The sequence below is a fragment of the Bacillus sp. AG4(2022) genome (assembly GCF_031844465.1).
Taxonomy (GTDB): Bacteria; Bacillota; Bacilli; order Bacillales; family Cytobacillaceae; genus Bacillus_AB; species Bacillus_AB infantis.
Genome location: NZ_JAUZVH010000003.1, coordinates 1 through 12211, shown reverse-complemented (window position 1 = coordinate 12211; position 12211 = coordinate 1). Strand labels below are relative to the sequence as shown.

Below are 12211 nucleotides of genomic sequence, written 5' to 3'. Positions count from 1 at the left end.
AGACCCCCTGGCTCTTTTAGATTTTGAGCCAAGGGGACAGACCCCCTGGCTCTTTTAGATTTTGAGCCAAGGGACCTGTCCCTATGGCCTAATCTTATCCAAAATAAACGCATAACAAGCCGCGGTTTCTTTCAAGTGGTTGAAACGGCCTGAGGCACCGAAGTGGCCGGCACCCATGTTGGTTTTGAGGACTAGGGTGTTGTTATCCGTTTTCAAGGCTCTTAGGCGTGCAGCCCACTTGGCGGGTTCCCAGTAGGCAACCCGAGGATCGTTCAAACCGGTTGTAATATACATGTGCGGGTAGTTCTTGGCTTCAACATTGTCATAAGGGCTGTAAGATTTCATATAGAAATAGTCTTCTTTATTTTCAGGATTGCCCCATTCATCCCACTCCAGGGTGGTGAGGGGAATGGTTGCATCAAGCATGGTTGTGACGACGTCGACGAATGGAACTGACGGCACGGCCACCTGGAACAGATCACCGGCCATATTGGCCACTGCGCCGACGAGCAAGCCGCCCGCACTGCCGCCATAGGCTGCCATTTGGCTTGAGGATGTGTAGCCCTTTTCAATAAGAAATTTCCCCGCAGCAATGAAGTCGGTGAAGGTGTTCCGCTTGTTCTGCATCTTTCCGTCTTCATACCAATTCCGTCCCATTTCGGAGCCGCCGCGCACTTGTGCCGTGACATAGATGACCCCTTTTTCCAGCAGCGGCAAACGATACGGATCAAAACGAGGATCGCTGTTTGCTCCATAAGATCCATATGCATACAGAATCAACGGTGCAGGTCCATTATCCAGCGCACCTTCCTGATAGACGACGTTTAGAGGGACTTGGACTCCATCCTCGGCAGACGCCCACAGCTGTTCCTGCTGGAAGAGGGACGGATCATATTCACCGCTGACAGGCGCAACTTGCAAACAATTCCTCTCGCCCGTAAGAAGATTCAGCCCGTAAGTTGTTTTTGGCGTAACCAAGGACTCAAATTGGAGAAGTGCCTCTGCTGTTTCGTAGCTTTGACCGGGCAAAACGGATACGGTAAAGAGGGGCTCATCCCATTCTATTCGAGCCATCTCACCATCGTGCAGTACCCAAATTTGCGTCAGTCCGTTCTCCCGGCCAAAAAGAAGCAGCGTATCCTGATATGGGTATATAGCTTGAAGATAACGATCCTCGCTATGCCCGACAACCTTCATCCGTGCAGAAAGGTCATCAGCCGGGCAGCGGAGCAGCTGGAAGTTCAGCGCATCCTCATTTGTCAGTATGAGCAGGTCATCCTCCCAATGCTCGACACTATACTCTATCCCTTCCCGGCGCTCATCTACTAGCTGTAAAGGAGTCAACGGAGAAGCTGCATCCAACAGGCGAACCTCGCTCGTCGTTTTTGACCTGGAATGTGCAAAAATATATTTCCCGCTCTGCGATTTTGACACATACAAAGAGAATGTTATGTCTTTTTCTTCATATAACAGTTCATCACTGCTGTTTTCACTTCCAAGGCGATGCCTCCAAAGCTGGTATGGCCGCTGACTTTCATCAACCGTTATGTAGAAAATATACTCTCCGCACTCACTCAGTTCCATGCTGCCATGTATAAATACATTCGGTACTTTGTCCGGAAGAAGCTCACCTGTCTCCAGATCCTTTACATAAATGGTATACCGGTCAGTGCCATCACGATTCTCCAAATAAGCCAGGCGGTTATGATCTGTGCTTATACGCTGCAGCGTTACACTTAAATAATCACCCTCAGCGGTTAATTTGTTCAGGTCCAGTATGATTTCCTCTGCCGCTTCCGGCAGCTGCTCGCGGTTTGCTGCCTTCTTGCGTGCATAAATCGGATACTGCTTGTCCTTGTCCAAAAAAGAATAGTAGAAGTACGGTCCATGCTGCACCGGCACCTTCACTTCTGAATCAGGAACACGGTCAACCATGCTTTGATAAAGCTGTTCAGTCTGTTCCTCCAACGGACTCATGATCTCGTCGTAATATCGATTTTCTTCCTCGAGATAAGTAATGACCTCCGGATTGTTGCGGTCCCTCAGCCAATAATAATCATCTTCTCGCACATCCCCATGCAGGTTGTGCGGGTGGGGGATTCGTTTTGCAATAGGTGGTTTCATTGGGATTCTCCTTTCGTTGTTGGTAATAGTTTCGAGGTATTGGGGAGGAAATCCTCTTTTTGAGCGGAGGGCGGTTTTGGGCCGAGGGGGCGGGTACCTTGGCTCTTTTTTGAGGCTGGGCTACAAAAGCAAGGAACAAAACACTATTACTTTCTTCTGCTTTCTTGTTAGCACAAGAATACACTTGAATAATTTTCCAATAAGGCACAGTTAATTATCATATTTTATGTTAAAATAGAAGGACAATTAAAAGAAAGTGGATTTAGCTATGCTATTAGATGCAGCTACAAACAAGCCAGTTGTTTTTTATTTTCGAGAAGTGGGAAAAGAAGAAATAAAGGGTAACCGGTACCTTTCTGATTATGGCTGGGAATTTAATTGGCTCCACCCAATATCGCATGGTTTTAGGGTATTCGGGTTAGTTACCAACAAAAATCCCGACTTTGTAGAAGGTCTTATTGCTTTAAAAGAAAATCCTGATGAAGACTTTCTTTGTGTAGATGTAGATATAATTGAATCTGCTCCGCAAAACAAAAAGTTTATAAAGGGTGTACTAAACAAAGAGCGCTCAAATATTAATGTGGGAAGAATTCTCATAGCATTTGCCTGTTGGTACAGCATAGATAAAGGGTATGATGGGTATGTAGGACTTACATCCAAGAGCAGCAAATATCCTTTTTATATGAGTATGGGAGCCAGACAGACGTTTGGGCAATATATTATGTTTGATGACATTGCAGCTAGTAGGCTGGTCAAGCAATATTTTCCGGGAGGTGTATTATGGTGGCAGGACTCAAATTCAAATTGAGACAGATTAAAAGAACGCCAGATGTGCATACTATTGCCAGGAGTGATATTATGCGCAGAGATATCGACAAGTTTGATAATGCTTTCCCAGATGGTGTATTTGCATTCCCGGCATCCACCGAATCCCCAAAAGTGAAAATAAGAGCGTTAGATAAATACTGTAAAGAACATGGAGTAGAGCCAAAAGATTTAACAGAAGACGAAATGAAGCCGTTTCTTGTATATTAAAAGTCCCTGCAGGTTGGGGGGCTTTTTATTTTTGGGCCGAGGGGACAGACCCCATGGCTCTTTTTAAGACTGAACCACTTGACCTGTCCCTATGGCTCCGCTTTATTGGGTATAATAAAGAAAACACTGTTTGTTTCGGCTACTCATAATTTCAGAATGAGCCACGGGACCTGTCCCCCTGGCTCACCACCCAATAGATGGAGGCGAATTTAACTTGAAATCATATATTCTAAGAATAGAATTAGAAGGGTCAAATCCATTAATATGGAGAAAAGTCATCATGCCAGCGGGAGCGACGTATAAGAGGCTTCATGATGTCATCCAGAATGTGACCAATTTTCAAAGTGGTTATCCCCATGACGGTTATCATCTTTTTGAGTTTGACCTGATTGAGGACCAGAGGATTGTTACAGATAATGAAGAAGCTTATCTTGAGCATCAGCATTTTAAGAAAAACAAGGCCATGTATGCAGAGCGGCTTAAATCAATGCCGGTAGAAATGTTAGATTTTGAGAAGAATTATCAGGAAAGATTGAAGATTGAAGTGCGCAAGCCTAGCGGTTTAAAAATCGATGATTATCTGGAAAAATATAAGGAAATCAAATATTCCTATGATTTTGGTGACGGCTGGCGTTTCAACGTGAAGCTTGAGCAGACTGTCGATGACTACTACTTTGGTTTTCCAACCCTGCTTGATGGAGCAGAAACAGCACCACCTGAAGATGTGGGCGGGCTGCCTGGATTCTATGAATTTCTAGAAGTTTATCGGGATGAGAAGCATCCTGAACATGAGGACATGAAAGTTTGGGCAGAAACGATGTATTTTCGGGAATATGATCCTGATTCCCTTAATAGTAGACTAAAAGGGCTTCATTATAAGAAAACTGAGTGGGATAAGATTAACCACGAAAGATATGAAGTTATTGAGGATAAGTATCGGAAGTGAGCCAGGGGGACAGACCCCTTGGCTCTTTTTGGGTTCATGGGAAGACTGGGCCACGGGACCTGTCCCGGTGGCTCACCCCCTGGCTCATGATATTCTAAATATATATGACCTTTTCAAAAGAACTTAGAATTTCAAATACTTTTTTCGGGCTTTAGAATAGATACTGTATAGCTTTAGTCCTAATGAATTGTAAGCGTAAACAAAAGGTGCTATCAGGTAAGGAGGAATTAAGGCGAATGTGCAGCAGCCGAACAAGCTCTATACTATTACCGTCCGTTGAGCCTTCGAAAAGTTACAAACAAACACACTAAATTGATAGGAGGATTGATGATGGCCAGCAAAAATTACTACGATGTAACAGAGTGGCCTGTCGGTAATCCGTATGAGGATATTGGCGGGGTAATCAATAGTATTATTGCAGATGTTAAAAGCCGGCAAACGGATAATGATGTGAATAAAGGCGGAAAGCCGGGTGCGGTTATTTATATTCCGCCGGGGGATTATCGTCTTGCCAGCCAGGTGGTTATAGATATCAGTTTTCTTAAAATTATGGGTTCTGGTCACGGGTTTACGTCTTCGAGTATTCGTTTTAATACTCCTGAGAATGAATGGGCGGATTTGCATGAATTATGGCCGGGAGGAAGCCGGATACTTGTAGATATTCCCGTGGGTGCGAACGAAGAGGAGTTTAAAGGAGCTGCATTTTATGTTGAAAGAAGTGGTAATCCCCGTATAAGTTCGGTGGAGTTTGCTGACTTTTGTATTGATGGTTTGCATTTTATTGATGATGGTTCAGGTGAAGCAAATCCGGAAAACACGTATACTAACGGAAAGACGGGGATCTATGTTGCGAGTGCTTGTGACTCTTTTCGGATTACAGGCATGGGATTGGTGTATTTAGAGCATGGACTTACTATTTATCATGCAGATGCTCTGACCATACATGATAATTTCATAGCTGAATGCGGCAGCTGCATAGAATTGCGAGGCTGGGGCCAGGCTTCAAAAATAACCGACAACCTGATCGGAGCCGGTTTTAAAGGGTATTCCATTTACGCCCAAAATTTTGGCGGGCTTTTGGTAACAGCGAATAATGTTTTTCCGAGAGGTGCGAGCAGCATCTATTTTGATGGTGTGACACGTTCAAGCATCACAAATAATAGACTTCATTCCTTTTATCCGGGAATGGTGGTATTCAAGGAAAATTGCTCGGAAAATCTGATTTCTTCCAATCACTTTTTACGTGACCATGAACCCTGGACCCCTTTTGTAGGAAAAGACAATGGTTTAGATGATCTGTATGGCCTCCTCTGTATCAATGGCAATCATAATTCTGTCATGGCCAATCACTTTTCTGAAGTCATCAATACCCAGCACATCAAGCCGGCAGGTGCCACACCAGTCATCATACGGATTGTATCGGGCAGTGGAAATTATATCTCCAATAATCATGTAGTTGCCACAGGGGTAGATGCCAAGTCAAGTGATTCCTGTTTCTCTGCACAAGTAGAAGCCCTGCTGACAACCGAAGCATCAGAGCGGCTTACTGTAACAACAGTATTGGTAGAAAAAGAGTCGTCTCAAAATACTATCCTTGATTCGGGAAGAGAAGGGCAGGTTGTTCTCGATAAGACTGTCAATGTGTTTAGAGCGACACCATGAGCCAGGGGGACAGACCCCTTGGCTTTTTTTGAAACTGGGCCAGGGGGACAGACCCCTCGGCTCTTTTTAAGAATGGGCCAGTGGACCTGACCCCCTGGCTCAAAAATGCAGGAGTTTTCATCTCCTGGTCGAATAGGTATTATGAAAGCCAGGGACTGCATGGCTGGATGGCTGGTCCCTGCGGCTAAAGAATGGAGGTGCCAAATGCCTAGACAGGCAAGGAAGAAGAGTATGACCGGAATATATCACGTCATGTTAAGGGGGATCAATAAGCAGACGATTTTTGAAGATGATGAAGACAGGAGGCGATTTATTTATACGGTATTGAAGTATAAGAAGAAATATGATTTCGATCTTTTTGCTTACTGCCTTATGGATAACCACGTTCACCTGCTGCTGAAAGAAAAAGAAATAACTTTATCAGATATAATCAAAAACCTCAGCTCAAGCTATGTTTATTGGTATAACACTAAATATGATCGCAGCGGCCATCTATTTCAAGGCCGGTTCCGAAGTGAAAATGTTGAAACCACACCTTATTTCCTCAAAGTAATCCGCTATATTCACCAAAATCCTCTGAAAGCTGGTCTGGCCAGGAATGCATTCTCCAGTAAGTGGACAAGTATCCATGAATATACTTCTCCATCAAGCCCATTAAACACCGCGGCTGCCCTTAAATTATTCTCCCAAAACAAAGACGAATCCATAACCTTATTCAAAGAATATATGAATGCACTAAACCAAGATGAATGCCTGGAGGATAACCCGCGTTCACGCAAAACAGATGAACAACTGATCAGCTATATACGAGAAATCGGAATTCATCATACCAGTATGCTGCAGCAAATGAATAAACCTCAGCGAAATACGATCTTAAGAGAATTAAGAAAACTAGAAGGAGTCTCGGACCGGCAATTATCGAGAGTTACGGGGGTATCGAGAAGCATTATTCAGAGATTAGGCTGAGCCGCAGGGACAGGTCCCGTGGCTCATTTGGAAAAGTGGGCCAAGGGACCTGACCCCTTGGCTCAGCCCAAAACGAGCCAGAGGGCCTGACCCCCTGGCCCAACATCCCCCGCCAAATTCCCCTTTGATTTTTCCCAATCCTTGTCATATAATAAAAACTAACTAAGGATGATAATCATTATCAACTGAAATGACTGTTTATAGAGACAGAGAATTAAGAGGATTAGCTATGAAACTATGGGTTTTGGCAATTGCAGCTTTTGTGTTGTCTGGTGTGTCGCTTTTTATTGGGGCGATTGATATTGGGATAGGTGATTTGCTTGATTGGGAGTCGGATGAGGCGCAGATTTTCCTGATCAGCCGGGTGCCGCGTTTGATGGCGATTATTCTGGCTGGGGCGGGGATGAGTATTGCGGGTTTGATTATGCAGTCTTTGAGCCGGAATAAGTTTGTGTCGCCGACGACGGCTGGTACGCTGGATGCAGCGAAGCTGGGGATTTTGATTTCGATGCTGTTTTTTACGAATGTGACGTATACGCAGCAGGTGCTGTTCAGCTTTGCGTTTGCTTTGGCGGGGACATTTGTTTTCATGCAGATTCTCGATCGGGTGAAGTTCAAGGATGTTATTTTTGTGCCGCTGATCGGGATTATGTATGGGAATATTTTATCCTCGATCACGACGTTTTTTGCTTATGAGGCAGATCTTCTCCAGAATATTTCTTCCTGGCTGATGGGGAGCTTCACGTTAGTGATTTCCGGCCGGTATGAGCTTTTATACATAAGTGTTCCAGCGGTGATCCTGGCGTATATTTACGCAAATAAATTCACGGTGGCAGGAATGGGCGAGGATTTTGCGAAGAATCTGGGCTTGAGCTATAAGGTTGTGCTGAACCTGGGGCTGATCCTGGTTGCCATCATTTCCACTACTGTCGTGCTGACAGTCGGTGTTATTCCGTTCCTTGGGCTGATTGTGCCGAATATCGTTTCGCTTTATCTGGGCGATAATTTGCGCAAATCCATTCCGCATACCGCTTTATTGGGGATTGTGTTCCTGCTCATTTGCGATATCATCGGGCGGATTGTGATCCATCCATACGAGATTCCGGTCAATGTAACAGTGGCAGTCATCGGCAGTGCGATCTTCTTAATTATGCTGTTTAGGGGGAGAGCATATGCGAAAAAATAGTACGAAACTGATATTCCTTGCCGTGCTGGCCATTGTTAGTATATTATTCTATGCTTTTTACGATATTAAAGGCGGCTTCGACTACGCCTTCCCAAGGCGGATGATGAAAATAGCTGCCATGGTGATAACCGGAACCGCGATTGCTTATTCGACCGTCGTGTTCCAGACGATCACCCATAACCGCATCCTGACGCCTTCGATGATGGGGATTGGCTCCATGTATGAAGTGGTGCAGACCCTGATCTACTTTTTCGGCGGATCGATGTCTGTCTGGGTGCTGAATAAATATTTGAATTTCGGGACAGCGATTTTTGCGATGGTCCTGTTTGCGCTCCTGCTTTACCGCTTCTTATTCAGGGCTGATAAGTATCCTATTTATCTGCTATTGCTGATCGGGATGATCATCGGGACGCTGCTCGGCAGCCTTGTGACCTTCTTGCAGGTTATCATCGATCCGGTCGAATATTTGAGTCTTCAAAGCCGCTTGTTTGCGACTTTTACCAATGTGAAATCTGATTTATTAATGATTGCGGCCGGCATCCTGTTTGTGGCGTTCATTTACGGGTTCCGCATCATGGGGCAGCTGGATGTGATGTCGCTTGGACGCGACAATGCGATGAATCTTGGGATCAACTATGACCGTATGGTAATGAATATCCTGATCCTGTCGTCCGTGCTGATTGCCACTTCGACCGCATTGGTGGGGCCGATTACGTTCTTTGGCCTGATTGTGGCAAATCTATCTTATCAATACCTGGTTACCTATAAGCACTCTGTTTTGATATTGGGAGCCAGCCTGATCAGTATTATTGCCCTGGTCGGCGGGCAGTTCCTTGTGGAACATATTTTTGAACTGCGCACCACATTAAGTGTGATTATCAATTTTGTCGGCGGTATTTACTTCATTTACTTATTATTAAAAGAAAGTAGGTCAGCAGGATGATAGAAATCAAAGGACTTTCAAAGCATTTTGGCAAAAAGCCTGTTGTGGAGGATGTGTCAGTCACGATCGAGCCGGGGACAATTACATCGTTCATCGGTCCGAACGGTGCTGGTAAATCGACGCTTCTTTCGATGGTAAGCCGTCTATTGGATTCAGATACAGGTGAAGTTCTGCTGGATAAAAATAATATTAAAAAATGGAAGTCAAATGGATTCGCCAAACGCGTTTCCATTTTGAAGCAGTCCAATTTTATCAATGTCCGTTTGACCGTGCGCGAGCTGGTTTCGTTTGGCCGCTACCCGTATTCAAAAGGCCGCTTGACAGCAGAGGATGAAAAGCTTGTGGAGCAGGCGCTGGAATATATGAATCTGATGGAGATGCAGGATCAGTTTCTGGATGAACTGTCAGGCGGGCAGAAGCAGCGTGCGTTCATTGCCATGGTCATTGCGCAGGATACGGATTATATTTTGCTTGATGAGCCGCTCAATAACCTTGATATGAAGCACTCTGTCCAGATTATGAAAATTTTGCGCAGGCTGGTCGATGAGCTTGGAAAAACGGTTGTCATTGTGCTGCATGATATTAATTTTGCGTCTGTGTATTCGGACCGCATTGTCGCTTTGAAGAATGGGAAGCTTGTGAAAAACGGGAAGACCCATGAGATTATTAACTCTGACGCTTTGCGGGAAATTTACGATATGGACATTCCTATTCAGGAGCAGAATGGATGCCGTATCTGTGTTTATTTTAATTCACATGCTTGAAAAATTTCTGGGCAGTCTCTGCAAAATAGTCTACTAGAAGGCTGTTTTGCGGCGATTGTCTTTTTTTTACAAAAAATCAAAATTATTTATAAATCTAGTTGACTTTGAGATTTGCCGGCTCTATAATGAGAATTGTTATCAGTGATAATGATTATCATCATCAAATACCAAATACATAGCAAGGGGAGAACGACAGATGAAAAAATGGAAAATCGCGAGTGCACTACTAGCAGCTTCACTTATGCTTGCAGCATGTGGATCCGATGAGGAAGCCTCAGGGGAAAAAGAAGTTAAGCCTGCAGCTGAGCAAACTTCCGGGGCAGCAGCTGAGCAGAATGGTGCTTACCCGATGATGGTATCTCCGACGGTGGCTTCTGTCGAAGGGGAAGAGGGCGCTGAACCGTATAGCTTTGAAGATATAACATTTGAAAAAATGCCGGAAAACATCGTTGTCTTTGATTACGGTTTCCTGGATACATTGGATGCACTCGGCGTTGAAGGAATCACAGGGGTTGCAAAAGACTCTTCCTTGCCGGATCAGCTTGAAAAATATACTTCTGACGAATATACAAGCGTGGGCAGTTTAAAAGAGCCGCTACTTGAAGATGTTGCCGAGCTTGACCCGGACGTCATTTTCATCTCAGGACGCCAGTCACCATTCTATGAAGAGCTTAGCGAAATTGCACCGGTCGTATTTGTTGGAACTTCACAGGAAGACTATTGGGGCACATTCCAGTCATCTGTTGACCTGGCAGCGAAAATGTTTGGAAAAGAAACTGAAGCAGAAGAATATATGGCGAAGATCGATACAGCTTTAGAGGAAGTCAAAACGCTGTCTGGAAACTATGAAACATCATTAGTGACCATGTATAACGAAGGGAAATTGTCCGGCTTTGCTACAAACTCCCGTTACGGCTACATCTATGATCAATATGGCTTCAAGCCGGTAACAGAAGATATCGAAGCTTCATCCCACGGATCAAACTTCGGTTTCGAAGCACTACTGGAATTTGATCCGCAGGTTTTATTCGTAATCGACCGCACAGCAGCCGTTGGCGGCGACTCCAACATCAAAGCCGATATGGAAAATGCCATCATCAAGAAAACAGAAGCCTACAAAAACAAGAAAATCGTATACCTCGACGGCCCGCTTTGGTACCTGAGCGGCGGCGGACTCCAGTCCGAACTTTCAAAGATCGAGGAAGTATTGGCTGAGTTGAAATAAAAGTGAGCCAAGGGGTCGGTTCCCTTGGCTCTTTTTTGAGACAGGGCCAGGGTGGCGGGTTCGTTGGCTCTTTTTTGAAGCTGGGCCAGGGGGTAGGGTCTGTTGGCACTTTTTGAAGCTGGGCCAGGGGGTCGGGTTCGTTGGCACTTTTTGAAGCTGGGCCAGGGGGTCGGGTTCGTTGGCTCTTTTTGAGACTGGGCCAGGGGGACGGTTCTGTTGGCTCTTTTTGAGAATGTGCCGCGGGACCTGTCCCTATGGCACATAGGGGAGTGATTTCATGAAGAAGATAAATGATTATATTGATTCGGTGTTCTATAAGGAGGATGCACTGCTGGAGGAAGTTCTTTCATCCATCGTGGAAAATGGGATGCGGTCTATCTCTGTTTCGCCATCCACAGGAAAGCTGCTGACGATGCTGGTCTCGATTTCAGGTGCTAAAAATGTACTGGAGATCGGAGCGCTTGGAGGGTACAGCGGAATCTGCCTTGCCAGGGGATCTGGCAGCGAAGGAAGATTGACTTCACTTGAACTGGTGGAAAGCTATGCAGAATTGGCACATAGGAATCTGGCAAAAGCAGGTTTTGGCGGTCAGGTGTCGTATTTGACTGGACCAGCTTTGGAGAGCCTGGAACGGCTTGTGGGAGAAAATAAGAAATTCGATTTTTTCTTTATTGATGCAGATAAAGAGAATTACGAAAACTATCTGGAGCATTGCATCCTGCTGGCAGAAAAGGGAGCATTGATTGTTTGTGACAATGTACTAGCAAAAGGTACGGTGGCTGATGAGGATAGAGAACCAACACGGCATACTGAATTTATGAAAAAGTTCAATCAAGCTGTTGCAGACCACCCGAGATTGGAATCTGTACTGGTGCCGATTGGGGACGGTCTGACGGTATCTAGGGTGAAGTGAGCCGAGGGGACAGGTACCGTGGCTCATTTTGAAACCGGGCCAAGGGGTCTGTCCCTATGGCTTACTAATTGGAGGGATATAAATGTTTGTACAAATACGCAAATGGACATTGACAGAAGGAAATGCTGATAAGATTCTTGATCGTTTTCAAAAGAAGCCTGGTGAAGGGCCATCTCTGATTGAGCAGCGAGAAGGATTCATTGGCCGTGAGCTAATGGTGAAGAATGCCCGCCGCGGAGAAGAAGAGGTAGTAATGATCATCCGCTGGGAGTCAGAAGAAGCATGGAAAGCATGGGAGAAGAGTCCGGAGCATATTGCGGGGCATAGGAACAAGATTAAAGAGAATGGCGGGAAGCCACCGAAGCCTGAGTATGTAATAGATATGGAGATTGGTAATTATACGGTGGTTGAGTGAATTTGAGCCAAGGGGACAGACCCCTTGGCTCT

General features: G+C 45.2%; 12 protein-coding genes. 11 read left to right on the top strand and 1 reads right to left on the bottom strand.

The annotated features are described in order from the left end of the window. Window positions 1-81: 81 nt before the first annotated feature. Entirely contained in the window at window positions 82-2124 is a 2043-nt protein-coding gene (locus Q9R36_RS08995; RefSeq protein WP_311224947.1) for a S9 family peptidase, read from the bottom strand. 268 nt (window positions 2125-2392) lie between these two features. Here Q9R36_RS08995 and Q9R36_RS08990 point away from each other — a divergent pair, with 268 nt between their 5' ends. The 11 genes from Q9R36_RS08990 to Q9R36_RS08940 all read left to right on the top strand — a co-directional run bounded on the left by Q9R36_RS08990 (window position 2393) and on the right by Q9R36_RS08940 (window position 12179). Continuing rightward, window positions 2393-2932 carry a hypothetical protein gene (locus Q9R36_RS08990; RefSeq protein WP_129613813.1) on the top strand — a complete coding sequence of 180 codons (540 nt, stop codon included), beginning with the start codon at window positions 2393-2395 and terminating at the stop codon, window positions 2930-2932. Continuing rightward, window positions 2905-3159: a hypothetical protein gene (locus Q9R36_RS08985; RefSeq protein ID WP_094770002.1), complete on the top strand. Its 255-nt coding sequence runs from the start codon at window positions 2905-2907 to the stop codon at window positions 3157-3159. The genes Q9R36_RS08990 and Q9R36_RS08985 overlap by 28 nt, the downstream gene beginning before the upstream one ends. A gap of 214 nt (window positions 3160-3373) precedes the next feature. Next, on the top strand, window positions 3374-4105 hold the full coding sequence (locus Q9R36_RS08980) for a plasmid pRiA4b ORF-3 family protein (protein WP_311224946.1): 732 nt from the start codon (window positions 3374-3376) through the stop codon (window positions 4103-4105). Window positions 4106-4435: 330 nt separating this feature from the next. Further along, window positions 4436-5767 (top strand): NosD domain-containing protein, encoded by a 1332-nt coding sequence (locus tag Q9R36_RS08975; protein WP_311225137.1) that lies wholly within the window; start codon window positions 4436-4438, stop codon window positions 5765-5767. A gap of 204 nt (window positions 5768-5971) precedes the next feature. Beyond that, window positions 5972-6733, top strand: coding sequence for a transposase (locus Q9R36_RS08970; protein ID WP_311224945.1), 762 nt, complete (start codon window positions 5972-5974; stop codon window positions 6731-6733). Window positions 6734-6962: 229 nt separating this feature from the next. Further along, entirely contained in the window at window positions 6963-7919 is a 957-nt protein-coding gene (locus Q9R36_RS08965) for an ABC transporter permease (RefSeq protein ID WP_009792008.1), read from the top strand. Beyond that, complete coding sequence (locus Q9R36_RS08960; RefSeq protein ID WP_311224944.1) at window positions 7906-8862, top strand: iron chelate uptake ABC transporter family permease subunit; 957 nt, start codon at window positions 7906-7908, stop codon at window positions 8860-8862. The genes Q9R36_RS08965 and Q9R36_RS08960 overlap by 14 nt, the downstream gene beginning before the upstream one ends. After that, the gene (locus tag Q9R36_RS08955) at window positions 8859-9626 is read left to right on the top strand and encodes an iron ABC transporter ATP-binding protein (RefSeq protein ID WP_311224943.1); all 768 of its coding nucleotides are present in this window, start codon (window positions 8859-8861) and stop codon (window positions 9624-9626) included. The genes Q9R36_RS08960 and Q9R36_RS08955 overlap by 4 nt, the downstream gene beginning before the upstream one ends. A 196-nt stretch (window positions 9627-9822) precedes the next feature. Beyond that, window positions 9823-10851: a siderophore ABC transporter substrate-binding protein gene (locus Q9R36_RS08950; RefSeq protein WP_311224942.1), complete on the top strand. Its 1029-nt coding sequence runs from the start codon at window positions 9823-9825 to the stop codon at window positions 10849-10851. 277 nt (window positions 10852-11128) lie between these two features. After that, on the top strand, window positions 11129-11764 hold the full coding sequence (locus Q9R36_RS08945) for an O-methyltransferase (protein WP_311224941.1): 636 nt from the start codon (window positions 11129-11131) through the stop codon (window positions 11762-11764). A gap of 82 nt (window positions 11765-11846) precedes the next feature. After that, complete coding sequence (locus Q9R36_RS08940; protein WP_311224940.1) at window positions 11847-12179, top strand: antibiotic biosynthesis monooxygenase family protein; 333 nt, start codon at window positions 11847-11849, stop codon at window positions 12177-12179. Window positions 12180-12211 lie beyond the last annotated feature (32 nt).